Here is a 26544-nt window from a genome sequence, read left to right as displayed (position 1 = left end):
GGCGGGGGTGGGGTGGGGACGCGCAGGAGGGTCCCCGCAGGACGAGCGCGCAACCCGGGCCGCACCTCGCGCAGCCGGACCCCGGCGCGAGCCGAGGAGACACTCCGGAGCGTCCCCACCCCACCCCCGCCCCCCGCCAAACCCCTGCTCGCACAGACCGCCCTCTCCCGTCACCGCACAGCGCGAGCGCCACCGCACAGCGCGAGCGTCACCGCGGCAGCGTGAGCGTCCACGCCCCCGGGCGCAGGGTCCACGTGCGCCGCCGGACCGGGCCGGTCATCGCCGCGTCGGCGCGGTAGCGGAAGTCCGCGCCCGACACCGTCACCGTCTTCGCCCGGGCCCGGACGGCCGAACCCGCGCCGCCGCCCGTCCGCACCACGACCTCGGCCAGGCCGCCGCCGTTCCGCGTGGTCACCGAGACGTCCTCCACCGGCCGGTCCACGTCCGCCAGCACCACCCCGTCGGCCTCCACCCGCAGCCGGTGGCCCCCGCCGCCCGGCCCCGGCGGGCGGACGAGCGTACGGACCAGCGAGCGGTACGCGTTCCACACCGACGGCCGCGGCCGCCCGTCCGGCCGCTCCGACCCCCGCAGCGGCGGGATCCGCAGCGCCCCCAGCACGACCCCGTCGCTGTCGTCGACCAGCAGGTCGCACACGCGGACCGACCCGTCGAGCACCGCCCGCGCCGCCGCGACCGCCGACAGCGGCACGCCCAGGGACCGGGCCAGCCCCAGCGAGCCCGCGGACCCGACCGGGACCAGCGACAGGGGGCCCTCACCCAGCCCCCGCTCCCGGTGCAGCAGGCCCACGGCACGCACCAGGGCCCGGTCGTCACCCACGATCACCGGCCGCCGATGACCCCGGCGGGCGAGGGCCCGCGCGAATTCCTCCTGCGAGTCCGGGAGGCAGATTTTCGCCGCCGCTCCCGCTGACAACACATCCTTCGCGATCCGCACGGACTCGCCGTCAAGACGGCGGGCGACCGGGTCGACGAGCACGAGAAGGCCGCCTACCGGCGCGCCCGCATGGCTCATGGTGGGCTCTGGAGCCGACACCTCGGTCCTTCCTCGGGTAGCATCTTTGTGCAAGAGGCCCTTGCGCTATTGCGCCAGGGCCTTCGTCTATTCCGGGGTACCGGTCCGACGGCTCAGCCTGCGGTGTACATCGTCGTACGCCCCCTGACCTTGGACATGCCCCATCCGGAAGAGGTGTACGCCTGTGCCCGCTCTTGTGCTGCTCGGAGCTCAGTGGGGTGACGAGGGCAAGGGAAAGGCCACCGACCTGCTCGGTGGATCCGTTGACTATGTAGTGCGCTACCAGGGTGGCAACAACGCCGGCCACACGGTCGTCGTAGGCGACCAGAAGTACGCGCTGCACCTTCTCCCTTCCGGCATCCTCTCCCCCGGATGCACCCCGGTCATCGGTAACGGCGTCGTCGTCGACCCGGCCGTCCTGCTCTCCGAGCTGCGCGGCCTGAACGAGCGCGGCATCGACACCTCCAAGCTGCTCATCAGCGGCAACGCGCACCTGATCACGCCGTACAACGTCACCCTCGACAAGGTCGGCGAGCGCTTCCTCGGCAAGCGCAAGATCGGTACGACCGGCCGCGGCATCGGGCCGACGTACGCGGACAAGATCAACCGCATCGGCATCCGCGTCCAGGACCTCTACGACGAGTCGATCCTCACCCAGAAGGTCGAAGCGGCGCTGGAGGGCAAGAACCAGCTCCTCGCGAAGCTGTACAACCGCCGCGCGATCGAGGCGGGCGCGATCGTCGAGGAGATGCTCCAGTACGCGGACCAGATCAAGGGCTACGTCGCCGACACCACCCTGATCCTCAACAACGCGCTGGACGAGGACAAGGTCGTGCTCTTCGAGGGCGGCCAGGGCACCCTGCTCGACGTCGACCACGGCACGTACCCCTTCGTCACCTCCTCGAACCCGACCGCGGGCGGCGCCTGCACCGGTACGGGTGTCGGCCCGACGAAGATCAGCCGCGTCATCGGCATCCTGAAGGCCTACACCACGCGTGTGGGTGCGGGTCCGTTCCCGACCGAGCTGTTCGACCAGGACGGCGAGGACCTGCGCCGCATCGGCGGCGAGCGCGGTGTGACCACCGGCCGTGACCGCCGCTGCGGCTGGTTCGACGCGCCGATCGCGCGCTACGCCACCCGCGTGAACGGTCTCACCGACTTCTTCCTCACCAAGCTGGACGTGCTGACCGGCTGGGAGGAGATCCCGGTCTGCGTCGCGTACGAGATCGACGGCAAGCGCGTCGAGGAGCTCCCGTACTCGCAGACGGACTTCCACCACGCGAAGCCGATCTACGAGAACCTCCCCGGCTGGTCCGAGGACATCACCAAGGCCAAGACCTTCGCGGACCTCCCGAAGAACGCCCAGGCGTACGTCAAGGCCCTCGAGGAGATGTCGGGCGCCCCGATCTCCGCGATCGGCGTCGGCCCCGGCCGCACCGAGACGATCGAGATCAACTCGTTCCTCTAGGAACGGACGGACGACACCACGTGGGGCGGCGGGCCGACCGCCGCCCCACCGGTGCGTCCGGGAGCTGACGCTCCACAGCACTGGCCACAGCACTAGAGGGGCAACACGCCCTAGGCCTGCCGCGTCCAGCGCTGCGAGGCCTTCCCGGCGCAGGTCATCGTGTGCAGGCCGGTGCCCATGTACGGGTCGAGGCAGCCGCCGCCGAAGTCGCTGCGCAGGCTGCCGTCCGAACCCGTGCGCCACACCCTGCCGACGTCCTGGGCGCAGTCGCCCACGAAGACGGCCTGGCCGAGCCCGTTGGAGTACAGGCACCCGCCGGACTGCTGGTTGACGAGCTTGAAGCTGCCGTCGGACCGGCCCTGGACCGTCCACCGGGTGGACGCGTCCCCGCACTCCCCGTGGCCCGCGGCGCCGTAGACCTGGGTGATGCACTGGCCGTCGTCGCCGTTGCGGTAGCGGTACGTGCCGGAGGCCGGCGGCGGGGTGGTCGGGGGCTTGGCCGTACCGGGCGGGGTGCCGGGTCGGCTGGGCGCGCTGGACGTGCCGGTGCCCGGGCCCGCCGAGCCGCCGCCCGCGCCCGCACCGGGCTGCGTGCCCGTCCCGGCGCCGCCACCGCCGACCGCGCCCGCCCCGGCCGCTCCGGCCCCGCCGGCGGCCGGGCCGGACCCGCCCGGTCCGCCGTTCCCGTCGGCTTCGCCGCCCTGTCCGGGCTGCTCCCCGGCCGGCGGCGCCGACGACGCGTGGGCCGCCGGGTCCGACGGGCTCCCGCCGCCCGCCGTCGACGGGGCGGCCGGGGCGCCGGGTGCGGGGGCCGAGGCCGAAGGGTCGGCCCGTGCCTCGTTCCGGTGCCCGGGCGTGAACGGCAGGTTCTGGATGGCGAGGGTCGTACCGCCCCCGACCACGACGACGGGGATGACGGCGAGCAGGACCCGGGTCCGACGGCGGCGTTCGGGCCGTCGCGGAGCGTCGCTCCGGGCCCCGTCCTGAGGCCGCGGTTCCACGACCGGTCCGGGCGCCGGACCCGCCGCCGGCCCGGAACCCGCCGCCGGTCCGGAACCCGCCGCCGGCTCGGGGGCCGTTGCCGTCGCCGGTACGGGCGCCTGCTCCCCCTCCGGCTTCGCGCCCGCGAGCGGGAGCGTCGGAACGTCGATCTCCTGCACCCGCTCGGCGAAGGCGGCCCGCTCGGACAGCCGCTCGGAGATCGCCGCCGGCCAGAGCGGGGCCGTGAACGGGCCGTGTTCCGTGGCGCGTTCGAGGAGTTCGGCAGCGGTGGGCCGGCCCTCGGGATCCTTGTCGAGGCAGGCCGCGACCACCTCGGCGAGGTCCGGGTCCACCTCCCGCAGCGGCTCCAGGTCGGCCTGTTCGTGGACGATGCGGTACAGCACGCCGTGCCCCGACTCGTCACCGAAGGGCGGTCGGCCGCAGGCCGCGTACGCGAGGACCGAACCGAGCGCGAAGACGTCCGTCGCGCCGCTCAGCCCCCTGGTGCCCGAGGCCTGTTCGGGTGCCATGTAGGCGGGCGTGCCCACGACCATGCCGGTCCTGGTCAGCTGGCTCTGCTCGGCGGCCCGGGCCACCCCGAAGTCGATGAGGGTGAGGCCGTCGAGGGTCAGCATGACGTTGGACGGCTTGAGGTCCCGGTGCACCATGTCCAGCGCGTGCACCGCCGACAGCGAGGCCGCCGCCTCCCGCAGCAGCAGCCACAACGCGCCCGCGGGCATGGGCCCGTCGTGCAGGTCGACGGCTTCCTTCAGGGTGATCCCGGGAACGTACGCGGTGGCGAACCACGGGGGCCGTGCGGTGCGGTCGCTGGCGAGCAGCGGTGCGGTGGCGCCCTCGGGCAGGCTCGCGAGGTTGTCCAGCTCGTGCCCGAAACGCCGCAGGAAGTCCTTGTCCTCGCCGACCACGGAGGCCAGCAGCTGCTTGACGGCGACGTACCGGCCGTCCCGGACCCCGAGGTACACCCGCCCCATGCCGCCGGCCCCGAGCCGGCCGGCCAGCGGAATCGGCCCGATCTGACGCGGATCCTCCGCCTCCAGCGGCTCGGCCCCGCTCCCCCTCAGCTCTAACACGTCAGCCCCGTCAGCGTCGGAAGTATTTTCTGGAAATCTACCCGATGCCCCAGAGAGGCAACGCGGCGCCAGCGCCGACGACTTGGCCCCTGCGGGCCGGCTACCAGGCCAGCTGCGCGATCTCCTCCGACACCACCGCGCACGCGTCCGCCGCCGGGTCGATGAGCGGGAAGTGCCCGACCCCGTCCAGCAGCGTCAGGCCGACCGTTTCCCCTGCCTTCGCGGCGGCGGCCACGTACGACTCCGCGACCCGCGCCGGGACCACGATGTCCTCGCGCCCGTGCACCACCGCCGTGGCGATGCCCGTCGGGAGCAGGGCCGCCGGGTCCGCGTACGGGAGCCGGTCCGCCCAGTGCGCCGCGCCGCCCAGCAGCTGCGCGCAGGCACCCCCGCAGACGCCAAGTTCCTCCGCCGCCTCGAAGTCGGCGATGGGCGCCAGCGCCACCACCCCGCGCAGCGGCGGCGGGGCGGGCAGCCGCCACGGGGAGCCGGACGGGAGCACGTGCCGGGCGGCCGCCCACAGCGCGAGCTGGCCGCCGGCCGAGTGGCCGGTGACGACGACGCGGCGCACGTCGGCCTGCGGCAGCGCGGCGGCGGTCAGTTCCGGCAGTGCGTCCAGCGCGGCGGCGACGTCGTCGAAGGTCTCCGGCCAGCGTCCGGCGACCGGGCCGTCGGCGTCCTGGTGCGGGAGGGAACTGCCGCGCCGGTACTCGACGTTGGCGACGGCGAAGCCCTGCCGGGCCAGGAAGCCGGCCATCGGCGTGATGTGCTGCCGGTCGTACGGGGCCCGCCACGCGCCGCCGTGCAGGAGCACCACCAGCGGGACCTGTCCCGGGGCTTCGCCGCGCGGGGCGTAGAAGTCGACGAGCTGGTCGGGGTGTTCTCCGTAGGCGGCGCTCGCGTCCGGGGCGACGGCCGGATGGGAGAAGGCCGATGCGGCCTCGGCGGCGTCCCGTTCCACTGCGGCGGGGTCCGTCATCGGCTCAACCTCTCGGTAACGCGTGGGACAGCGGGGACAGATGTTCCGGTGTTTCGGCAGAGCGGGACCGTATCAGTCTGGAACGGGGCGTTCCGTGCGGGTCCCGGGATATACCGGGGCGGGCGGAGCCTCAGCCCCGCCCGCCCGGTGATGTGACGTTTCGCTACCGCGTCACCCGAAAATGTGACCCAGTGTGCGCGCCGCACGCTCCGCGTCGGCGAATCCGACGTACAGCGGAGTGAAGCCGAAGCGCAGGACGTCGGGCGCCCGGAAGTCGCCGATGACACCCCGGGAGATCAGCTCCCGCATGACCTCGCGGGCGTTGTCCGTGCGCAGCGAGATCTGGCTGCCGCGGTGGGCGTGCTCGGCCGGGGTGACCGACTCGACCAGGCCCTGCGGGACGTACGCCGCCACGCAGTCGAGGAAGAAGTCGGTCAGGGCCAGGGACTTCGCCCGTACGGCCTCGACCGGGACCCCGTCCCAAGCGTCGAGCGCCGCCTCCAGGGCCAGCATGGACAGGATGTCCGGGGTGCCGACCCGGCCCCGCGTCGCGCCCTCGGCCGGACGGTAGCCCGGGGTCATCGCGAAGGGATCCGCGTGGCCGTTCCACCCCGGGAGGGGGGAGTCGAAGGCGGCCTGGTGACGCTCGGCGATGTACAGGTACGCGGGCGCGCCGGGGCCGCCGTTCAGGTACTTGTACGTGCAGCCGACCGCCAGGTCCACGGCCTGCGCGTCGAGCCCGACGGGCAGGGCCCCGGCCGAGTGGCACAGGTCCCAGACGACCACGGCCCCCGCCGCACGGGCGGCGGCGGTGAGGCCGGGCAGGTCGTGGAGGCGGCCGGTGCGGTAGTCCACGTGGTTGAGGAGCACGACGGCCGTGTCCTCGCCGAGGGCGGCGGTGACGTCCGCCGGATCGGTGGGGACCGCCGTCAGACCGGTCAGCCGGGCTGCCGACTGGGCGATGTAGCCGTCGGTCGGGAAGGTCGCGGCGTCGACCAGCATCCGGGTCCGGCCCGGCCCGGCCAGCCGGGCCGCTCCGACCAGGGCCTTGAACAGGTTGACGCTGGTGGAGTCGCCGACGACCACCTGGCCGGCGGCCGCACCGATCAGGGGGGCGATCTTGTCGCCGATCCGCTCCGGGGCGGTCCACCAGTCGCTCTCGTCCCAGGAACGGATCAGGAGCTCGCCCCACTGCCGCGTGACCACGTCGGCGGTGGCGGCCGCGACCCCGGCCGGGAGGGCGCCCAGGGAGTTGCCGTCCAGGTAGACGACGCCCTCGGGGAGGGTGAAGCGCTCGCGGAGCTTGCCGAGCTCGTCGGCGGCGTCGAGCGCGGCGGCACGGGCCGCCAGATCGGCTGTCGCGGTCGGCTCAGACATGGCTGCGCGCCGTCCAGAGCTCCGGGAAGACGTTCTTCGCCGCGCGCTTCTCCAGCCAGGTCACCCCGGCGGAGCCGCCCGTGCCGGTCTTCGCGCCCATCGCCCGGCGGGTGGCCACCAGGTGGTCGTTGCGCCAGCGCCAGACGAGCTCGGCGACGTCCGTGAGGACCTCGCCCAGGCGGTGCAGGTCGAGCTGCGCGTCGGGGTCGGCGTACAGGGCCGTCCAGACGGCCTCGACCTCGGCGGAGGGCTCGTAGCGCTGTGCGAGGTCGCGGTCGAGGACGGCGTCCGGGACCGGCAGGCCGCGGCGCGCGAGCAGGCGCAGCACCTCGTCGTAGAGGCTGGGCTCGTGGAGGGCCTTCTCCAGCTCCGCGTGGACGCGCGGGGCGCCGCGGTGCGGGACCAGCATGGAGGCGGACTTCTCGCCGAGCAGGAACTCCATCCGGCGGTACATCGCCGACTGGAAGCCGGAGCCCTCGCCGAGGGCGGCGCGGTAGGCGTTGAACTGCCCGGGGGTGAGCTGCGCGAGCGGGCGCCAGGAGGCGTTGAGGGCCTCCAGTTCACGGAGGGAACGTTTCAGCGCGTCCATCGCCACCGGGATCCGGTCCTCGCGCAGTGCGCGGGCCGCGGTCTCCCACTCGTGGACGATGACGGTGAACCACAGCTCCATGACCTGGGTCGTGACCAGGAAGACCATCTCGCCCGGATCGTCCGAGCGCAGCTGCTGGAGGTGGGTGAGGACGTCCGCCTGGACGTAGTCCTCGTACGGGGTGGTGCCGGCGAAGTCGAGGTTCGGGGTGTCCGAACCGGCTCCGGAGGCATCAAGGGCGTGCGACATCGCTGTCTCCTCGACACGTGCTTCCGGGTAGCGGTCCGCTCCTTCCGGTGAGGTGAGTGGAGCCCCGGTCCCCTGCCCGCATCATAGGACCCCGGTACGCCGGGGCTCCAGCGGGGAGTGGGGCAGGTCACATACCCGCCGCGCACTCCCCACCGGACGGCGAGACACCCCCAGGCCCCCAGGGCCTGTCCGGGCGGTCTTCACGGGCCCCGCGCCGCCCGGACGGGGCCTCAGGCGTTCAGCGTGTCCGCGGCCGTCTCGGACGAGTCCCGCAGGAAGGTCGAGCAGCGCTCGTACTCCTCCTTCTCGCCGATCGCCTCGGCCGCGCGGGCCAGGGCGTGCAGGGCGCGCAGGAAACCGCGGTTCGGCTCGTGCTCCCACGGAACCGGGCCGTGGCCCTTCCAGCCGGCGCGGCGCAGCGCGTCGAGACCGCGGTGGTAGCCGGTGCGGGCGTAGGCGTAGGACTCGACCGTACGGCCGGCCGCGAAGGCCTCGTCGGCGAGCGTCGCCCAGGCGAGGGAGGAGGTGGGGTGCGCGGCGGCCACCTCGACGGCGGGGGTGCCCGCGGCGAGGGCCTCGCGGCCCGGCTCGTCGGGCAGGTGGGTGGGGGCGGGACCCCCGAGCAGGTTCTGGTGAATGGACATGCACCCAGTCTGGGGTATCGCGGGTGCGTCCGGACGGCGCCCTGACGGCCTCGTCGGAACGGGGGGCGCGGCAACTGCGCGCACGGGAAAGGCCGCAGGGCCCGGTCCGCCGTCCTGGGACGGGGACCGGGCCCTGCGGTGAAGGCGTACGCCTGCTTACTTGAGCTTCGTACCGGTCGAGCGCAGGTTCGCGCACGCCTCGGTGACGCGCGCGGCCATGCCGGCCTCGGCGGCCTTGCCCCAGGTGCGGGGGTCGTACTTGGACTTGGTGCCGACCTCGCCGTCGACCTTCAGCACCGCGTCGTAGTTGCGGAACATGTGGTCCACGACCGGGCGGGTGAAGGCGTACTGGGTGTCGGTGTCGAGGTTCATCTTCACGACGCCGTTCTCCAGCGCGGTGGCGATCTCCTCGGCCGTGGAGCCCGAACCGCCGTGGAAGACGAAGTCGAACGGCTGGTTTCCGGCAGCCTCGCCGAACTTCTCGGCGACACCGGCCTGGAGGTCCTTGAGGAGCTCGGGGCGCAGGACGACGTTGCCCGGCTTGTAGACGCCGTGCACGTTGCCGAAGGACGCGGCCAGCAGGTAGCGGCCCTTCTCGCCCAGGCCCAGGGCCTCGGCGGTACGGATCGCGTCGTCGACGGTGGTGTACAGCTCGTCGTTGATCTCGTGGCTGACGCCGTCCTCCTCGCCGCCGGTCGGGGTGATCTCGACCTCAAGGATGATCTTCGCGGCGGCGGCCTTGGCGAGCAGCTCCTGGCCGATGGCCAGGTTGTCGGCCAGGGTCTCGGCGGAGCCGTCCCACATGTGCGACTGGAAGAGCGGGTTCAGACCGCGGGCCACGCGCTCGGCGGAGATGTCCAGGAGCGGCCGTACGTAGCCGTCCAGCTTGTCCTTGGGGCAGTGGTCCGTGTGCAGGGCGACCGTGATGCCGTACTTGGCGGCCACGACGTGCGCGAACTCGGCCAGGGCGACCGCGCCGGTGACCATGTCCTTGTTGTGCTGGCCACCCAGGAACTCCGCACCACCGGTGGAGATCTGGATGATGCCGTCGCTCTCGGCCTCCGCGAAGCCGCGCAGCGCGGCGTGCAGGGTCTGGGAGGAGGTCACGTTGATGGCCGGGTAGGCGAACTTACCTGCCTTCGCCCGGTCGAGCATCTCGTTGTAGACCTCGGGGGTTGCGATGGGCATGTCCGCTCCTTGGATGTGCGGGGAGTGTGCTTATTGCGGGCCCTGACCTGGGGGCGACGTCATCGTCGCGCCTATCTTTCCAGACTCCGCGCGACACTCCACCCCACCGGTCACCCACTAAGACAAGAAGGCGCCGGGATGTTTCACGTGAAACATCCCGGCGTCCCGGAAACGGCCAGGTCAGGGCCGGCTAGGAGAGGCCGAGGTCCTCGAGGCGGTAGCCGGTGAGGTAGGGCAGGCCCGCCTCGGCGATGGCGTCGGCGGCGCCGCGGTCCACGATCGTGGCGACGGCGACGACCTCGCCGCCCGCCTCGCGGACCGCCTCGACGGCGGTCAGCGGGGACCCGCCGGTGGTCGAGGTGTCCTCGACGACCAGGCAGCGCTTGCCCTGCACGTCGGTGCCCTCGATCCGGCGCTGCATCCCGTGTGCCTTCTGCGCCTTGCGGACGACGAAGGCGTCGAGGCGCTCACCGCGCGCGGCGGAGGCGTGCAGCATCGAGGTGGCGACCGGGTCGGCGCCCAGGGTCAGACCGCCGACGCAGTCGTAGTCGAGGTCGGCGGTGAGGTCGAGCATGACCTGGCCGACCAGCGGGGCCGCCTCGCCGTCGAGGGTGATCCGGCGGAGGTCGATGTAGTAGTCGGCCTCCCGGCCGGAGGAGAGGATCACCTTGCCGTGCACGACGGCCTTGTCCTTGATCTGCTGCAGAAGCGCATCGCGTACGTCACTCATGCCCCGAGCTTAAGGGCTGACAAGGAGCCCCTACCCGAGCCGCCGCCAGGTCCAGGTGCTGGAGATCTCCAGCGGGTCCACCGGGGTGACCAGGCGCGGCAGGCTGTTCAGTCCGTTCGGCGGACCCGACTGCGGCTCCACGCAGACGGCCTCGGGTTCCTCGTCGTAGACGACCACCCATTCGGATCGGCTGGTGAGCCTCAGCTCCAGGGCGCCGGGCCAGGTCAGGGTGACGTCCACGCCGTCCGGCATGCCGAAGCAGTCGTCCCACGGGCCCGCCACGGGCTCGACGCGGCGGCCGGTGGGGATGTGGTCCTCGCCCCGCTCCTCCTGCCAGGCGGCGTCGAAGGCGACCTTCACGTCATCGCCGCCGGGCTGGAGGCTGCGCCGGAACCAGGGGTGCCAGCCCGCCTGGGCCGGGAAGGAGTTCCCGTACGTCTCGATGCCCATGGTCAGGGTCAGCGCGTCCTCGCCCAGCTCGAAGACCTGGGTCACCCGGCCGGGGTACGGCCACGGGTCGACGAGGTCGTAGGTGAAGACCGCCTGGGTCGCGGTGGCGCCGGCCGGGCGCCAGGGCGCGTCGCGGCCGAAGCCGTGGAGGGCGTGGGGCGGGTGGTTGAGCGGCATCTGGTGCTCGGTCGCCCCGTCCCAGAACCGGCCGTTCGCCGTACGCCCGCACCACGGCACCATCGGGAAGGTCCCGTACCTCGGGCCCTGGCGCAACAGCTCCGTCCCGTCGATGCGCAGACTGCTGATCCGGCAGCCGTTCTCCTGGTCGACGGTCACCTCGGCGCCGCCCGCGGTCAGTTGCGTAGTCATACGGTCGACCCTAGTGCTGAGCGCGGATCAGCGGCGCCGGCGCAGGGCCCTGCCCAGGACGACGGCCGAGGCCACGACGAGGGCGGCGGCCGGGGCGATCCAGCGCAGGTTGTCGCCGGCGGCGGTGGGGGCGGCCGCGGGGACCGGGGCGTACCGGCCGCGCGGGGGTGCGTGGTCCACCTCCTCGGCGCTGCGGCCGATCATGGTGCGGCGGGCGTGGGCTGCCTCGGCCGGGGGCGGCACGGCCCCGAGGTCGCCGAGGTCGGTGAACTCCGATTCCAGGAAGGGATCGAGGGAGGGCGGCGGCACGTCGGCGTCGAACACGGACGCGGAGACCTCGGTGACCTCGTCCCCGGAGTCGTCCCGCCCGGTGTCCCGCGCGTCCTCCGTCTCCTCGGCGTCGGCCACGGGGTCGCTCACCTCGGGCCCGGCCGCCTCGGCCGCGGCGGCCGCGGCCGCCACCGCGGCGAGCTGTTCGGCGGCCCGGTCCAGCAGCCGCCGCACGGCGGTGGCGGTGGCCTGCGGGGTGAAGGCGGCGGCGCGCCCGTCGGCCTCGCCGCCGCCCGTGAGGTCCAGCCGGGTGCCGCCCTCCACCGGGGTCAGCCGCAGCGTGAGGGAGAGTTTGACGGCCCCGTTGCCCCGCACCTCCGTGCCCTCGCCCTCGACGGCGAAGTGGCCGGGGTCCCGCTCGGTCAGGGACAGGGCACCCCGGTAGGTCACGGTGTGCCCGTCGACCCTGACCTTCAGCCGGCCCGCGAGAGGCCCGGAACCGGTATCGGCGTCCTGCTGGAGCCCGGGCACACAGCGGGCCACCCGGGCGGGATCGCGCAGCACGGCGCGGAGGTCGTCGGCCGGTACCGGAACGAACACCTGATGCTCCATGTGGTCGAGCCTACCGAGGAGACCCCCTCCCGTCTCCGGTCCGGCGCCGACACCGGTCAGGAATACCTCGGGTGCGGCAGGGTCGACGGTGGCAGTCCGGGCAGCCGGGTCCGTTCCGTGTCCCGTGCGGCGTCCTCCAGGGAGCGGGTCGACAGCGAGTTCGGGGCGGGGGTGTCGCGGTCCACGCGCAGCTGGGGGACCTGGTCGCGGGCGGCCAGTACGAGGCCCCAGTCCTGGGGCGGTGCGGCGGCCGCGCCGAACGGGGTGCGGTCGGGTCCGGCGGCGAAGCCGGAGAGCCGGCCGCCCGCGCTGTAGGGGGCGGTCAGCAGGCCCGCGGCGCGCAGGGTGGAGTCCACCGTCCAGTACGTCCGCGGGCGCGTGGCCAGCGGCCCGGCGTGCACGGCGATCCGGCCGCCGGGGCGCAGGGCCCGCGCGGCGAGCCCGTAGAACTCCTGCGAGTACAGCTTGGTGCTGGGGGTGATGCCCGGGTCGGGGAGGTCGGAGAGGATGACGTCGAAGCCGTCCCGCGCGGCCGGGCCGCGCAGCCAGCGGAAGGCGTCCTGGGTAACGACGGCGAGGCGCGGGTCCTCGTACGCCCCGGCGTTGAGCGCGGAGAGCATCGGGTCGGTGCGCGCGAGGCGGACCACGCCAGGGTCGAGCTCGACGACGGTGACGGAGGCGACGTCGGGGTAGCGCAGCACCTCGCGGGCGGCGAGCCCGTCGCCGCCGCCGAGGACCAGGACCCGGCTGTGCGGGCCGGTCATCGCGGGGTGGACGAGGGCCTCGTGGTAGCGGTACTCGTCGTACCCGCTGACCCGCAGCCGCCCGTCGAGGTACAGGTCGAGGGAGCGCGGGGAGCCGGTGCGGGGGCCGGTGATCACCAGCTCCTGCACCCCGGTCTGGACGGCGACCCGTACCTCCCCGCCGTACACGGCGCGCCGGGCGACCCGTTCGAAGTCGTCGGCGAGGACGGTGGCGGAGGCGAGCACCGCCAGGACGGTCACGTTCGCGGCGATCAGCAGCCAGCGGCAGCGGCAGGTCAGGTCCCGGCGGAACAGCCACAGCACCAGTCCGCCGCCGACGGCCGCGTTGACGGTGCCGGTGAACATGGCGCCGGTGAGCTGGCCGAGCATCGGGAGCAGCAGGAACGGGAAGGCGAGGCCGCCGACCAGGGCGCCGACGTAGTCCGCCGCGAACAGGTCGGCGACTGCCCCGCCCGCGTCCTGTCTGCGGATGCGCTGGATGAGGACCATCAGCAGCGGGATCTCCGCGCCGATGAGCACCCCGATGGCGAAGGAGAAGGCGACGAGCGCGGGCCGGGACTCCCCCAGCCAGGCGAAGCTCGCGTACAGCGCCGTGGCGGAGAGCCCGCCGAGCAGGGCGAGCCCGGCCTCGATCATGCCGAAGCCGAAGGCTGGGCGTTTGCGCAGGCGTTTGGCGAGCAGGGAGCCGACGCCCATGGCGAAGACCATGACGGACAGCACGACCGACGCCTGGGTGACGGAATCGCCGATGAGGTAGGAGCCCAGGGCGAGCAGCTCCAGTTCGTACACCAGCCCGCAGGCGGCGCAGACGAACACGGTGGCCAGGACGAGGAGCCGGCCGGTCCGGGGTTGCACGGGGAGGGCGGCCGGGGCGGCCGCCCTCCCCGTCGGCTCCGGAGCCGGGAGTACCCGGCGCGGGACGGAACGGTCGATCATGAAGCGAACCGTACGTCACCGCCCACTTCCACCCGGTCACCCACATGGGTGCAAGTGGCGCACTGTTCCAGCCAGTTGGCGTAACCGGGAGGCAGTGTCCGCGCCCGGGGCGCCCCGGGTCCGGCCGGGCCGGTTCACAGCAGTGCGGGGGACTCCGCGGCCGCCGCGGCGGTGGCGCCCGTCCGTGCCCCGACCCGCGTCCTGGTGGCCACGAGCTGGCCCTCCTGCGGATACGCGTGCCAGGTCCGCCAGCGCACCTGGCCCTCGTAGCGCTGGGCCAGCATGGCGGTGAAGGCGTGCGGGCTGCCCGGGAAGGTGCCCGCTAGTCCGTTCGGGTGGTCCGCAACCAGTGCGAGCAGTTCCTGCGCCCTCCCCGCGAAGGAGCCGCGGGACAGGTTCTCGACCCGCGCGGCGAACTCGTACTCCCAGTCACCCACCCGCTTGGCCACGCCGAGGGGCAGTGGCGTACTGCTGCCGGGCATGCAGGCGACCGTCTCCGAGCAGAGCACCTCGCCCTCCTCCAGGAGTACCTGGTGTGAGGCTCCGAGCAGGCGCAACTCCACCTTGGCGCCCACCAGTTCGAGGTTCAGTACGGCCAGGGCGGGCAGCCGGTCCCGCCCCAGAGCCCAGGCGAGGTCGGCGGCACGCGTGTCGGTGTAGGTGGTCTGGAGGGTCGTGAGCATGAGTCGGCTCCGCAAACGCGCGAGGGAGATGGGCCGGGGCCCGCCAGCGGTAGTCAACGGGTGGGGGGACACCGGCACGGGTCCACAGGAAGTCCCGGGAGGTCCGAGGACTGGTCTACTCAACCGAGGGAATCATGAAAGGCACGGCACTCACAGCGTTTTTACCCAACTTGAAGGGGTTTACATCCCCCCGGGGGGAACTCAGTTCACGTGTTCAACGAGTTGCGCCCCGCGCGTCGTGGTGCATGGGCGAACGAGAGGACGCCCGACGGAAGTTACACCGCCGGACGCCCCCCTTCCGCACGGTGCCACGCTGCCCCGTGTCAGCTGGAACCGCCGCAGCCCCCGCCTCCGCCTCCGCCCCCGCCTCCGCAGGACGAGGAGGACCCGCAGGAGGACGAGCCGCCCGAGCACGAGCTCGACGACCCGCCGCTCGACCACCCGCTCCGACCGGACCGGGACGACGACCCGCCGCCCCAGGAACGGGCCAGGAGGGCCCCGATGAAAACGAGCAGCAAGAACCCCATCACGATGAAGACGAACTCCATGTCCGCCCCCTTTCTCACGCCCCGGTCTTCCCGGGGAGCGGGATCCCCGCGTCCCGCGTGACAGGGGGATGCCCGCAGGCCACGCGGCCCAAAGCACACTTGAGCAAGTCCAGAGGTTCCCCGCAGGATGACGTCCGTGACCGCACCCGTGAGCAGCAACCGCCCCTTCCTCAACCGCCGGCTGGCGGCCTTCGGCACCACGATCTTCGCGGAGATGTCGACGCTGGCCGCCCGCACCGGGTCGATCAACCTCGGCCAGGGCTTCCCCGACACCGACGGCCCGGCCGAGATCGCCGAGGCGGCCTCCCGCGCGGTCCTCACGGGCCTCGGCAACCAGTACCCGCCCGGCCCCGGCGTCCCCGAGCTGCGCACCGCGATCGCCGAGCACCAGCGGCGCTTCTACGGCCTGGCCTACGACCCCGACACGGAGGTCCTGGTCACGGCGGGTGCCACGGAGGCCATCGCCGCCTCCCTCCTCGCCCTGCTGGAACCGGGTGACGAGGTCATCGCCCTGGAGCCGTTCTACGACTCGTACGCGGCCTGCATCGCGATGGCCGGGGCCGTACGGGTCCCCGTCACCCTGCGCCCGCACGCCGGCGCCTTCGTGCTCGACCTGGACGAACTGCGCGCCGCGGTCACCCCGCGCACCCGGCTGCTCCTGCTGAACACCCCGCACAACCCGACGGGCACCGTCCTCACCCCGGCCGAGCTGGCCGCCGTGGCCGAGCTGGCGGTCGAGCGCGACCTCCTGGTCGTCACGGACGAGGTGTACGAGCACCTGGTCTTCGAGGGCTCCCACACCCCCCTGGCGGGCCTCCCCGGCATGCGCGAGCGCACCGTCACCATCTCCTCGGCCGGCAAGACCTACTCCTTCACCGGCTGGAAGGTCGGCTGGGTCAAGCCCTGTTCACCCAGCTATTCGGGGTGTGAGGCGGATGCCCGAACGGGCCCTCTCGCCGACGCGCCTGCCTTGTATCCCAAACGGCGTGCACTCGCCGCAAGGGCTTGAACTCCGGGCGCGCGTATAGGAAATCCCAAACGGCGTGCACCCACCGGCGCGAGGCCCACGTCTTCTACTGTCCCTCCTGAAGCCGGGGATCACCGGCTCACTCGCCCATAGGGACGATCGCCCTGGCATCAGGAAGGAACCACATGCAGTTGAAGTTGATGTACGTGATCATCGCGATCCTCGTGGCGCTTGTCGCCGCTCAGGCCGGCAGCTTGGTGACCCTCGTCTCGGGAGGGCGTCGCTCGACGGCCTTCAAAACCGGGGCAGTGACCTTCGCCAGCTCTCTGTCGCTCCTCATCGTGGTCATGGGCGCCCTGGGTGTGGTGGGCGCATGAGCGACACGGGTGCCCTGCGAGGGCGCGTCCAGGCCGAGGACCCCTCCTCGCTCCGCGAGGTGCTCGTGAAGGTGCGTCGACACCGCACGCACCTCTCGCGGCTGATGAACGCCTCCGACGCGACTCGCCTCGTCCTCGGACTGCTCTACCTGAGCCGGAGGGCACACGCCGCTCCCGGCACCAGCGTGCCGACCTGGTCGTGGTTGCTGAGTCAGCCTGCAGGGCACGATTCGGGAATCCGCGCTGCCGTGAGCAAGTGTCTGGCCCACTGGCTTCCCGCGCCCGACGTACAGGGTGTCGATACGGGCACCAGGAGCCTGATGCCCGCTCCGCCCCAAGGTTCCGAAGGAACACTGCACGCGCTCGTCCAGATCATCGGCTCCACCCAGCGGGTCGGGCCACTACTCGATCAGTGCCTGCGAGACCTCTCGGTGGACCAGGCAGAGGGCAGCCACTACTTCACGCCGCAGGACATGACACGCCTCATGGTCGGTGCGGCCGTCCCCCGCGACGGGCACAGGGTGCTGGATCCGGTCTGTGGTTCAGGGGGACTTCTCGTCGAGAGTCACCGCTATGTCCGCGACCGAGTTGAGCTGGACCCGACCATGTCCTTGCAAGGAAAGGAGCAGCACGCCCACACCTCGCAGGTGGCCCGCATGAACCTCGCCGTACGGGGGATCACCGCCCACGTCTTCCCGCCCGGGGACAGCCTCGCAGAGCCCGAACTCGAGCCCCACGACATCATCCTGGCCAACCTCCCCTTCAACCAGCGTGACTGGGTGCCGGAGGACAAGAAGGAGCGGAGCGCCCGCCGGCTGGCGCCCCCGGTCCCCGTCGATCCCCGATGGCCGGAAGAACCGCCGTCCCCCGGATCCGCCAACTCCGCGTGGATTCAGCACATCGCGCACGCGCTGGCTCCGGCCGGACGTGCTGCCTTCCTGATGGCCGACAACGTGGCCAACAGTCGACTGCCTCTCTCCCGAAGGCTTCGGGAGCGCCTCCTGCGTGACGATGTCGTCGAATGCGTGATCGCCTTGCCGCCTCGCGTGTTCGGTCACTCCAAAGCCACCGCCTGTCTGTGGGTCCTCAACAGGGACAAGAGCGCGCGCCCCGGCTGGGGTGTCCTGGACCGCCGCCGACAGGTGCTCTTCATCAACGCGCGGCGAGCCTTCGAACCGGTCCCGGAGTCGAGAGCACGGAGGCTCGGCGACAAGAACACGGCATCGATCCTGACCACCCTCGCGGCCTGGCGTGGCCTCCCCGAGAACGGTGCCGCGGCCACGCCCTACAACGACGCCGCTGGCTGGTCCCAAAGCTGTTCCACCAAGGAGATCGCTGACCGCGAGTACAGCCTGATGCCGACTTCGTACGCCGTGGAGCCACCGGGTGCCACAGAGGACACACGGAGCCGGATCGAGCAGCTCAAGCTCGAACTGACCGATCAGTTCGACCGGATGAGCCAACTGGAACTTCAGCTGCTGGACATCCTGGAGGAGATCTGATGGAAGCAAATGCCCACCAGGTCAATTCCGGTACGGCGGCCTGGCCGACCACCTCCATCGAGATCGAGCAGGCCCGTAGGGATGTTTACACCACCTCCGGGTTCCTCGACGACGGAGCCGCCGATCAGACTCCAGGAGTCGTCAGCTCCACGTTCGTCCAGGGCGGCGGCATCCTCTCGCCCCGGACCAATCACCGCGGGCCCGGCGGATCCCCGTCCACCCGGGCAACCCTCAGGGAGGGCGACCTGGCCGTGGTGCTGGTCAGGCGGGTGGGCGATTCCGCGCTGGTCACCGCCGAGCACGCGGGGTGGACAGCGACCAGGTCGATCGGCATCATCCGCGCCGATCCACACCTCGTGTGGTGGCTGCGCATCTGGCTGCAGACGCCCACGGCGAAGGCCCGGATCGACGAGGACGTGACGGCGCACGTCGAGCCCACCGTCAGCCTCGACACCCTCCGCCGCATGCTGTTTCCGCTCCCCCCGCCGGACGTGATCACCGCGTACCACCGGGCCTTCGGCCTCATCGAGGAGATGGCCTCCTTCTACAAGGACACCGCGCGAAAGGCGTTGGAACTGGCCGACGCCCTTCACGACGACTGGGCGCCGGCAGACCCGCCCTGGGAGACACGAGCGCTCGCCGAGGTCGCCAAACTGAAGACGGGCAAAGGTTCCGAACGCTCGCTCCCCCCTATGCCGACAGGACACACCGTCGACGCGATCGTTCCAAGAGACCTCTTCGACCTCCCCGTGCCCCATGTGGAGAGGTTCCGCCTGCGAAGCCCCGCGGACGCCGGCGAGGCACATCCTCCCGGAACCTTCATGCTGAGCACCCGTCCCGACGGCGCGCACATCGCTGTGACGCGCCGCCCGGCGACACCCCTCAGAGGTGTCGTGGCGGTACGGCCCGTCGAGGACCCAGACAGTTGGTGGCTGCTTCACGAACTCAGAAGCCGGGGCGGCGACATCACACAGATGACGCAGGGTGGGAACGCCCGAGAGATCTCCGCCAGCGCCCTCAAGCGCCTCAAGGTCACCTGGCCAGACCAGTTCACACGCACCGGGTTCCACACGATGGCCGAGCCCCTGCACGCCGTGGCGCGACTCCTGATCTCCAAGATTGCGACGCTGCACGCCCTGCGGGACGCGCTCCTGCGCGACATCTCGGCAAAGGCGGGGGTTCTCCGCGAGCCGGCGGCGGAGCCGGGAGAAGAGGGCGCTTTCACGCCTCGTCCCGCTGCAGTCCCCCCAACACGCGAAGGCAAGACCGGCAATGAGTCAGGATGGTCTCCGGAGAATCGACGGGTACCCGAGTGAGAACGGTGGAGACATGAGCGCCAGGCCACTGCTGAACCGAAGGCTGGACGGACTCGGGACGACGATCTTCGCGGAGATGTCGGCACTGGCGACAGCGACGGGCGCGATCAACCTTGGCCAGGGCTTCCCGGACACGGACGGTCCGGACTCAGTCCGTGAGGCTGCCGTACGAGCGCTGCGCGACGGCCGCGGCAACCAGTACCCGCCGGGCCCCGGCATCCTGGAGCTGCGCCAGGCGATCGCCGACCACCAGCGCCGCTTCTACGATCTGAGTTTCGACCCGGACACGGAGGTCCTGGTCACCGCGGGGGCGACGGAGGCGATCGCCGCGACCATGCTCGCGTTGCTGGAGCCCGGCGACGAGGTCATCGCCTTCGAACCCTTCTACGACTCCTACGCCGCCTGCATCGCCATGGCCGGTGCGAAGCGCGTACCGCTCACCCTGCGCGCCCCGTCCTTCCGCCCAGACCTGGACGAACTGCGATCGAAGATCACCCCCCGGACCCGTCTGCTGCTCCTGAACACGCCTCACAACCCGACCGGGATGGTCCTCACCGCCGAAGAGCAGAGCGCCATCGCCGCGCTCGCTGTCGAACACGACCTGCTCGTCGTCACCGACGAGGTGTACGAGCACCTGACCTTCGACGGTGCCACCCACGTCCCGATGGCGACGTTCCCCGGCATGCGCGAGCGCACCGTCTCCATCTCCTCCGCCGGCAAGACCTTCTCCTTCACCGGATGGAAGGTTGGGTGGGTCATGGCAGACGGTCCTCTCGTCTCCGCGGTCCGGACCGCCAAGCAGTACCTGACGTACGTCAGCGCCGGCCCGTTCCAGTACGCGATCGCCGAGGCACTAGGCCTGCCGGACGCGTACTTCGACGGCTTCCGCACCGACCTGCAACGCAAGCGCGACCTGCTCGGCAACGGCTTGCGTGCGGCCGGGTTCGAGGTCTACCAGCCCGAGGGCACGTACTTCATCACGACCGACATCACCCCCTTCGGCGAGAAGGACGCCTACGCCTTCTGCCGTGACCTTCCCGAACGCTGCGGTGTCGTAGCCATCCCCAACTCCGTCTTCTACGACGACCCCGACGCCGGCCGCAGCCAGGTCCGCTTCACCTTCTGCAAGCGGACGGTTGTATTGCAGGAGGCGGTTGAACGCCTCGGTCGGCTGGCCCGCTGAGAGCGAGCCTGATGGACGTGCGGGCGTGGGGCCAGGCGTTTCAGCCAGCCCCGTGCCGCACGGGAGAGACGAGCTATTCAGTGTCCTTCGGGTGCTGAGTGGACGCGTAGACCAGAACGACGGTCGATGTCTCAGGGCTGCCCAGGTAGCGCACGCGGCCGCCGCTTGTGACCTCGAACTCCCACTGGTCCAGAAGCGATCCCTTCCACTCCTTGGTGGCGAGTCTTCCACGGAGCTGATGCTGACGGTTCCAGTTGTCACGCGACAACGGGTCGGTGCGCAGCGCCTCGAGGCAGCGGTGGGCACTGGGCAGCGCCGCGCGGCACAGCTCCTCCCACCCCGTCACCGCATCGGTTGTCCCGAAGACGACGTTCCATCCGCTCAGCGGCGGAACGCTGACACGATCGCCCTTCTTCGGACTCACCCGCCCACCTCGACCGGGCCCAGGTCCTCCCCGTCGAGCGGGCGCAGCGCTTCCTTGAGCTGCTCGGGATCGGCGTTGATCCGAGCCGTTGCCCTCCAGGAGACGAGCGCCCGGTGCACAGCCTCCCTGGCACCCAGTTCTGCCGCATCGGAAAGCGCTTCCAGAAGTTCCACCGTGAAAGCGCGCATCTCCTCGCCGTCCAGGTGCCGCACCCACGGAAAGACCTCCGGCAAGGCCAGCAGGAGTGAGCGGGCTCCGTCGTCGTGCTTCATGAGCGCGAGGAAGAGCCGGGACGCCGTCGTGAGGTTCTCCTCGGTGCGCTCCGCGTGCACGGCAGTCGTCAGCACCATGTCGGGCGCGTCCCGATGGGTAACGCGCAGAGCACCAAGGGCTGCAGCCCGGGCGGCTACAGCCTTCGGGTTTCTTGACAGGTCAGTGAACGACACCGACTCGGGCTCGGCTCCCAGGTAAGCAAGGCTCATACTCAGACTGTACTCAGATTATGCTCTGAGTGCCAAGGGCGCGTGCTGCATTCCGATGCTCACGCCTTGCCCTTCTGCAAGCGGACCGAGGTCCTGCGCGAGGCCGTCACGCGCCTGCGGCGCCTGTAGGACGGGGGCCCCGTCAGGGTGCTTCCGCGCGGTCGTCCTGACGGGGCGGCGGGGCGGGGAGGAGGTGGGCCGTCAGCCACAGGGCGGCGGCGATGGCCAGGGCCGGGGCGTCGCCCGGGGCCTCGATGGACCAGGCCCAGAACTCCGGGGTGCTGTCGGGGCCCACGCCGAGCAGGAGGGTCGGGCCGAAGCTGCCCAGGGGCAGCAGCCAGGCCAGGCCGCTGCCGAAGAGGCGGGCGCTGATCACCGCCAGGCCCAGGTAGCCGACGGCGTTGCGGGCCGAGGCGGCGAACACCTCCGCGGGCAGGCCCGCCAGCACCGGCAGGGCCGACAGCACCACGGCCAGCACGGTCAGCGCGACCAGGTGCAGGCGCCGGTAGCCCGGCATGGGCTGGGCCGCGGTGTGCTCCAGGTCCGCCATGGGCGAGTGGAAGGTGGTGCCGAGGACGACCGCGTAGGCCACGGGGGCGACCGCCGCGACCGGGATGCTGAAGTCGACCAGGTAGCGGAAGTCCGGGAAGTCGACCTGGGTCCCGGTGAACACCACGGCGGCCACGGCCACGGCCAGCGACGCCGCCGCCGCACGGGGCAGGTCGCGGCTGCGCGCGAAGGCGAGGACGGGGTTCACCGGGGCAGCGGGGGTACGGGGCGGCAGGCGCCGATCTCACCCGCGGCGGCGCTGATCCACGCGTCGCGGTCCGCTGCCGGAGCCTTGAGCACGGCCTCCAGCGTGGCCGCGAACTCGTCGCCGTAGTACGGGACCCCGGCCCCGGCGCGGCTGTGGATCACGGCCTGGAAGAGGAAGGTGTCCGGCAGCCCGCCCAGCTCCTTGAGCAGATACGGCTCGCAGCCGGACGCGGGCTGCGGCAGCGAGGCGTCGAGCATCGCCGTGGTCAGGGTGGCGGTGTCGACGACGGGCCGGTAGACGGGCAGCTCCGCGCTGTACGGGCCGCTGGGGCGCAGCCCGGTCTGGTAGAAGGTGCGGTTGAGGCCGGTGAGCGGGCCGAGGGCCTGGTCCACCTTCAGGGTGGCGGCCTCGACCTGGGGCATCAGATGCCTGTCGGCCGGCCACAGGCAGGCCTTCGTACGGCCCTGGGTGACACAGGCGGCCTCCTCGGGCTGCTGCGCCCGCACCGCCCAGAACGGGTCGGGCGCCGGGGCGCGGTAGGTCAGCAGCACGCCCCCGGCCACCACCGCGGCCAGGGCCACGGGCACGACCGCGTACAGCCGGGGCGAGACCACCGGTCGGCGGACGAGCGCGGGCAGGGCCAGCAGGGTGAACGCGGCGGCGGCGCACCAGGCGGTCGCAACGAGCAGGCGCGTGGTGTGGGGGCGGAAGGTGGCGTCCCAGTGTTCGTCGATGGCCGGGAAGAGGCTGGCCAGGGGGCTGTCGGGCACGAAGGCGAAGACGACGAACGCCAGGTACCAGAGCACGCCCATCGCGGGGGCGGTGATCCGGGACGGCAGCAGGGTGCCGGCGGCCACGCCCGCGGCGATCTGGAACCCGGTCATCGCGACGCCCAGCAGCAGCGGGGTCCACACCGGTTCGGTGACCTCGCTGACGCCGGCGGTGCGCCAGAACGCGATGGAGGCCATCAGCGCGTACGCGGCGAGCGCCGGCAGCCAGGCCGCGGCCCACAGCAGCAGCGCCTGCGACCAGCCGCCCCGGGGAGTCGTATCGGCCCAGGCACTCGTACGGGTGCGGCGGGCGCGGCCCGCGCTCCACGCGGCGGCGGCGCTCATCAGGGAGCCCATCACGATCACGCCGAACACCTGGACCTTGATGCTGGCCTGGTTCCACCAGCCGATCCAGTTGCTGGTCGCGGTGTCCGCGGAGACCAGGTACCAGGAGCCGACGGCGGCCAGCAGCAGCGCCACCTTGGCCGCCTCGCCGCGGCGGATCTCGTGGAACAGGACGCGCATCACAGGACGACTCCGTTCCGGTCCACGACGGCGAGGTAGCCGCCCTCGACCGCGGAGCCGTTGACGGTGACGCCGTCGTGTCCGGGAGCCTGCGCGCAGAGCTCCGCCGCGGTGCCGGTGAACCGCACCCGGCCCTCCAGGAGCACCGAGACGCGGTCGCAGACGTGGGCGACGTCCTCGGCGAGGTGCGTGCTCATCACCACCGCGGAGCGTTCCCCCAGGGCCCGGATGAGGGTGCGGAAACCGATCCGCTGGGCGGGGTCCAGGCCGACCGTCGGCTCGTCGAGCAGCACCAGCGCGGGCCGGTTGACGACGGCCTGCGCGATCCCGGCCCGGCGCAGCATTCCGCCGGACAGCGCCCCCATGCGCCGGTCCGCGTACTTCTCCAGCTCCACCAGCCGCAGGGCGTCACGGGTCCGCTCGCGCCGCTGCGCGGCGGGCACCTTGCGCAGCCAGGCCGCGTACTCGACGAACTCCTGGACCGTGAAGCGCGGGTAGTAGCCGAAGGACTGCGGCAGGACCCCGATGCGCTCGCGCAGCCGGCGGGTGCGGGCGCGGCCGTCCGAGGACTCGCCGAGCAGGGACACGGTCCCCGTGTGCGGCCGGCGGGCGGTGCTCAGCAGGGAGAGCAGGGTGGTCTTGCCCGCTCCGTTCGGGCCGAGCAGCGCGGTGGTGCCGGAGGTGAAGCGGGCGCTGACGTCGTCGAGGGCGACCACGGTCTTGTAGCGGACCGTGGCGCCCTCGACGGCCGCGACCGGCGTGGAGCCGGCCGCGGCCATATCACTGTCGACGGACACGTTTCCCTGATCAGTTCTGAGCGGACACGAAGCCGTAGGCACGGCTTCCGGGAATCCCGGCCCAGGTGGCCTTGGTGTAGTACTTGCCACCCGTGGTCGTGCCCCCGTAGGAGCCGCAGCCGAAGCCCGAGGAGTAGTTCTTCGACACCGAGGCGATCTTCGGGTCGGGCATCCAGTCCTTGTCCTGGTAGACGTAGCCGCTGAAGGTCCGCGTGTCCGACACCGGGACGTCGCCACAGGCCTTCGCGTGGCCCGAACCGGGCCCGTTCCAGCGGTCGCCGTCCTCCTTGGACCCGGCGGTCGCAATCGAGAACGGAAGGCGGCTGTTGGTGATCTCGCCGGCGGCCGCGATGCCGACGGGCAGGGCCAGTACTGCGGTCAGGCCCACCACGGCTATGCGCTTGCGCGTGTGCGTCATGTTCTTCCCCCTGAGTTGAGAGCTTTGCACTGACAACGTGAGCGACCGTAACCCTCGAATGATCGGCTCCGGAGTGACCGTCATCACACATGGCTCCGGTCGGCCGAAAAGCGACCCTTACACCCCCGTCGACCGTGCCAAACGCGGTGGCCCGCCGACCGATTGGCGCAAACGATGCCCAGGAATGCTTGCGGGGCGAGTGAAGGCGGTGTGAAGCTGACGGCCTCGAAGGTGCCCGAAGCCCCCGTCGCCGGACGGGTGTCGTCACGCCGAGCGGAAGAGTCGGGATACATGGCAACGGGCAGCAGGATCCCCGTCTCCTCGCTGCCGCCGCACCTTCGGGCGGTACGAGCCGCCGCCCCCTCGGCGGTGGTCGCGCTCGGGGTGTTCGCCGCCGTGCGCGGCGCCGGGATCCTGGTGGTCGCCGCCGGGTCCTGGTGGGCCGGGCGGGATCCGGTACGGGTCCTCGGCCGCTCCTGGGACTCCTCCTGGTACCTGGGGATCGCCGCCGACGGGTACGGGCGCACCGTGATGTCGCCCGACGCCCTCACCGGCACCGGGCCGGTACAGAGCGACTACGCCTTCTTCCCGCTCTACCCGGTCCTGATGCGGCTCGTCTCCGCCGTGCTGCCCGGCGGACTGGTCCCCGCCGGGCTGCTCATCGCCTGGGTATCGGCCGCCGTCGCCGCCGTCGGCGTGTACCGGATCGGGGAGCGGCTGCTCGGGCCGCGCGCCGGGGTGCTGCTCGTGGGGCTCTGGGCGGCCCTGCCGCACGCCGTGGTGCTGACCCTCGCCTACACCGAGGCGCTGCTGGCCGCGCTCGCCGCCTGGTCCCTCTACGCCCTGCTGCGCGGCCGCTGGCTGTGGGCCGCGGGCCTGGCCGTGCTCGCCGGGCTGACCCGGCCGACCGGGATCGCCGTCGCGGCCGCCGTCTGCGCCGTGGCCCTGCACGCGCTGGTCGTGCGCAGGGCCCGGGCGCCCGAGGTGTGGGCGGCGGCGCTGCTGGCCCCGGCGGGCTGGGCGGCGTACGTCCTCACCGTCGGGGTGCGGGGGCGGGACCCCCTCGGCGGGTACTTCACCGTGCAGCGGCGCTGGGGCTCGCGCTTCGACTTCGGCGCGGGGGCGCTGCGCACCGCGGAACGGGTGCTGACCGGCGGGCACGTGCCGCTCGCCACCACCGTGACGGTGGTCCTGCTGGCCGCCGCCGGGCTGCTGGCGGCGCTGCTGGTGCTGGACCGCACCTCGCTGCCCCTGCTCGTGTACACCGGGGTACTGCTGCTGATGACCTTCGGCGGGGCCGGGTTCTTCGAGTCGAAGCCGCGGTTCCTGCTGCCGGCGTTCCCGCTGCTGCTGCCGCTCGCCGCCGCCATGGCCAGAGCCCGGCCGCGCACCGCGGTCGTGGTGACCGCGGGGCTGGCCGGGCTCTCCTACGGCTACGGGCTCTATCTGCTGCTCGTAGCGCGCGTACCGCTGTGACGTGCGACGACTAGTTGTTGTCGCCGTTCGTGTCCTCGTCGCCGCCGGTGGAGTCGACGTCGTTCTCCAGACCGAGCTGCTCGACGAGCCACTTGTCGAACTCGATGGAGGCGCGGACCCAGCTGACCGTGGAGGACACGAAGTGCTCCAGGCTGACGCCGGTGCCGATCAGCATCTGCGCCTCGCCGATCAGGCGGACCGAGCCGTCGTCGTGGGTGTGGCTGTAGACCTTCGGCCACAGGGTGCGGCGGTTCCAGTCGTCGATCGACTCGAGAAGCTGCGGCTTCTCGTCGATCTTGTGCGGACGGTCGTAGAAGGTCCGCACCGAGAAGACCTGCTGCTCGTCCTCGCCGCGGAACATGAAGTACGTGCGGAACTCCTCCCACGGCGCCGCGAGGTCACCCTCGTCGTCGACGACGTACTTGAGCTCCATCTGCTCCAGCAGCTGCTTGACCAGATCCTGGTCGGGGACGACGGGGCCCGCCGGTCCTGTGGCCTGCGGATCGGGCTGCTGCCCTCCGAAGTTCGGAATCGAGGCCGGGTCGATGCTCACCGTGTACTTCCCTTCGTGCGGATACCTGCATCCTCC

The 26544-nt window shown here is 72.0% G+C and carries 25 protein-coding genes and 1 pseudogene; 7 read left to right on the top strand and 19 right to left on the bottom strand.

The annotated features are described in order from the left end of the window. Positions 1-208: 208 nt before the first annotated feature. Positions 209-1033, bottom strand: coding sequence for a diacylglycerol kinase (locus OG447_RS08350; RefSeq protein ID WP_266938803.1), 825 nt, complete (start codon positions 1031-1033; stop codon positions 209-211). Between the two features lie 184 nt (positions 1034-1217). Between OG447_RS08350 and OG447_RS08345 the strand changes: the two genes are divergently transcribed. Next, positions 1218-2501: an adenylosuccinate synthase gene (locus OG447_RS08345; RefSeq protein ID WP_266935831.1), complete on the top strand. Its 1284-nt coding sequence runs from the start codon at positions 1218-1220 to the stop codon at positions 2499-2501. Positions 2502-2611: 110 nt separating this feature from the next. On the opposite strand, the gene OG447_RS08340 is transcribed toward OG447_RS08345, so the two are convergent. The 11 genes from OG447_RS08340 to OG447_RS08290 all read right to left on the bottom strand — a co-directional run bounded on the left by OG447_RS08340 (position 2612) and on the right by OG447_RS08290 (position 14413). Continuing rightward, positions 2612-4573, bottom strand: a complete 1962-nt coding sequence (locus OG447_RS08340; RefSeq protein WP_266935830.1) for a protein kinase — start codon at positions 4571-4573, stop codon at positions 2612-2614. Between the two features lie 100 nt (positions 4574-4673). Beyond that, positions 4674-5552, bottom strand: coding sequence for a S9 family peptidase (locus OG447_RS08335; protein ID WP_266935829.1), 879 nt, complete (start codon positions 5550-5552; stop codon positions 4674-4676). Positions 5553-5723: 171 nt separating this feature from the next. Continuing rightward, the gene (gene kynU / locus OG447_RS08330; protein ID WP_266935828.1) at positions 5724-6929 is read right to left on the bottom strand and encodes a kynureninase; all 1206 of its coding nucleotides are present in this window, start codon (positions 6927-6929) and stop codon (positions 5724-5726) included. Continuing rightward, positions 6922-7767: a tryptophan 2,3-dioxygenase family protein gene (locus OG447_RS08325; protein ID WP_266935827.1), complete on the bottom strand. Its 846-nt coding sequence runs from the start codon at positions 7765-7767 to the stop codon at positions 6922-6924. Before OG447_RS08325 ends, kynU begins: the two co-directional genes overlap by 8 nt. Before the next feature lie 230 nt (positions 7768-7997). Further along, on the bottom strand, positions 7998-8411 hold the full coding sequence (locus OG447_RS08320; protein WP_266935826.1) for a DUF3151 domain-containing protein: 414 nt from the start codon (positions 8409-8411) through the stop codon (positions 7998-8000). Positions 8412-8567: 156 nt separating this feature from the next. Continuing rightward, positions 8568-9599, bottom strand: a complete 1032-nt coding sequence (gene fbaA, locus OG447_RS08315; RefSeq protein WP_266935825.1) for a class II fructose-bisphosphate aldolase — start codon at positions 9597-9599, stop codon at positions 8568-8570. 190 nt (positions 9600-9789) lie between these two features. After that, complete coding sequence (gene pyrE, locus OG447_RS08310; protein WP_266935824.1) at positions 9790-10329, bottom strand: orotate phosphoribosyltransferase; 540 nt, start codon at positions 10327-10329, stop codon at positions 9790-9792. 30 nt (positions 10330-10359) lie between these two features. Next, positions 10360-11148: an aldose 1-epimerase gene (locus OG447_RS08305; RefSeq protein WP_266935823.1), complete on the bottom strand. Its 789-nt coding sequence runs from the start codon at positions 11146-11148 to the stop codon at positions 10360-10362. Between the two features lie 27 nt (positions 11149-11175). Next, positions 11176-12030 (bottom strand): SRPBCC family protein, encoded by an 855-nt coding sequence (locus OG447_RS08300; RefSeq protein WP_266935822.1) that lies wholly within the window; start codon positions 12028-12030, stop codon positions 11176-11178. Positions 12031-12086: 56 nt separating this feature from the next. Then, the gene (locus OG447_RS08295; protein WP_266935821.1) at positions 12087-13730 is read right to left on the bottom strand and encodes a polyamine aminopropyltransferase; all 1644 of its coding nucleotides are present in this window, start codon (positions 13728-13730) and stop codon (positions 12087-12089) included. 134 nt (positions 13731-13864) lie between these two features. Next, positions 13865-14413, bottom strand: a complete 549-nt coding sequence (locus tag OG447_RS08290) for a DUF2617 family protein (protein WP_266935820.1) — start codon at positions 14411-14413, stop codon at positions 13865-13867. A 675-nt stretch (positions 14414-15088) separates the two neighbouring features. Here OG447_RS08290 and OG447_RS08285 point away from each other — a divergent pair. The 5 genes and pseudogenes from OG447_RS08285 to OG447_RS08265 all read left to right on the top strand — a co-directional run. Beyond that, positions 15089-15859, top strand: a pseudogene (locus OG447_RS08285) (aminotransferase class I/II-fold pyridoxal phosphate-dependent enzyme); the annotation flags it as partial. A 254-nt stretch (positions 15860-16113) separates the two neighbouring features. After that, complete coding sequence (locus tag OG447_RS08280) at positions 16114-16305, top strand: hypothetical protein (protein WP_266935819.1); 192 nt, start codon at positions 16114-16116, stop codon at positions 16303-16305. A 59-nt stretch (positions 16306-16364) separates the two neighbouring features. Then, the gene (locus OG447_RS08275) at positions 16365-17807 is read left to right on the top strand and encodes an N-6 DNA methylase (protein ID WP_266935818.1); all 1443 of its coding nucleotides are present in this window, start codon (positions 16365-16367) and stop codon (positions 17805-17807) included. After that, complete coding sequence (locus OG447_RS08270) at positions 17807-19123, top strand: hypothetical protein (protein ID WP_266935817.1); 1317 nt, start codon at positions 17807-17809, stop codon at positions 19121-19123. Before OG447_RS08275 ends, OG447_RS08270 begins: the two co-directional genes overlap by 1 nt. Before the next feature lie 13 nt (positions 19124-19136). Beyond that, the gene (locus OG447_RS08265; protein ID WP_266935816.1) at positions 19137-20306 is read left to right on the top strand and encodes a pyridoxal phosphate-dependent aminotransferase; all 1170 of its coding nucleotides are present in this window, start codon (positions 19137-19139) and stop codon (positions 20304-20306) included. A 73-nt stretch (positions 20307-20379) separates the two neighbouring features. On the opposite strand, the gene OG447_RS08260 is transcribed toward OG447_RS08265, so the two are convergent. From OG447_RS08260 to OG447_RS08235, 6 genes are all read right to left on the bottom strand, one after another. Beyond that, positions 20380-20730, bottom strand: coding sequence for a hypothetical protein (locus tag OG447_RS08260; RefSeq protein ID WP_266935815.1), 351 nt, complete (start codon positions 20728-20730; stop codon positions 20380-20382). After that, on the bottom strand, positions 20727-21212 hold the full coding sequence (locus tag OG447_RS08255) for a prevent-host-death family protein (protein WP_266935814.1): 486 nt from the start codon (positions 21210-21212) through the stop codon (positions 20727-20729). Before OG447_RS08255 ends, OG447_RS08260 begins: the two co-directional genes overlap by 4 nt. A 142-nt stretch (positions 21213-21354) precedes the next feature. Beyond that, entirely contained in the window at positions 21355-21969 is a 615-nt protein-coding gene (locus OG447_RS08250; protein WP_266935813.1) for a hypothetical protein, read from the bottom strand. Continuing rightward, positions 21966-23264 carry a hypothetical protein gene (locus tag OG447_RS08245; RefSeq protein ID WP_266935812.1) on the bottom strand — a complete coding sequence of 433 codons (1299 nt, stop codon included), beginning with the start codon at positions 23262-23264 and terminating at the stop codon, positions 21966-21968. Before OG447_RS08245 ends, OG447_RS08250 begins: the two co-directional genes overlap by 4 nt. Further along, on the bottom strand, positions 23264-24061 hold the full coding sequence (locus OG447_RS08240; protein WP_266935811.1) for an ATP-binding cassette domain-containing protein: 798 nt from the start codon (positions 24059-24061) through the stop codon (positions 23264-23266). The genes OG447_RS08245 and OG447_RS08240 overlap by 1 nt, the downstream gene beginning before the upstream one ends. A 10-nt stretch (positions 24062-24071) precedes the next feature. Next, positions 24072-24479, bottom strand: coding sequence for a hypothetical protein (locus OG447_RS08235; protein ID WP_266935810.1), 408 nt, complete (start codon positions 24477-24479; stop codon positions 24072-24074). 291 nt (positions 24480-24770) lie between these two features. Here OG447_RS08235 and OG447_RS08230 point away from each other — a divergent pair, with 291 nt between their 5' ends. Then, positions 24771-25955, top strand: a complete 1185-nt coding sequence (locus OG447_RS08230; RefSeq protein ID WP_266935809.1) for a hypothetical protein — start codon at positions 24771-24773, stop codon at positions 25953-25955. Between the two features lie 10 nt (positions 25956-25965). Here the strand turns inward: OG447_RS08230 and OG447_RS08225 are convergent, their stop codons facing one another. After that, the gene (locus OG447_RS08225; RefSeq protein ID WP_266935808.1) at positions 25966-26508 is read right to left on the bottom strand and encodes a YbjN domain-containing protein; all 543 of its coding nucleotides are present in this window, start codon (positions 26506-26508) and stop codon (positions 25966-25968) included. Between the last annotated feature and the right edge of the window lie 36 nt (positions 26509-26544).

This window comes from Streptomyces sp. NBC_01408 (assembly GCF_026340255.1).
Classification (GTDB): Bacteria; Actinomycetota; Actinomycetes; order Streptomycetales; family Streptomycetaceae; genus Streptomyces.
This window is presented reverse-complemented; position numbering and strand designations above follow the sequence as displayed.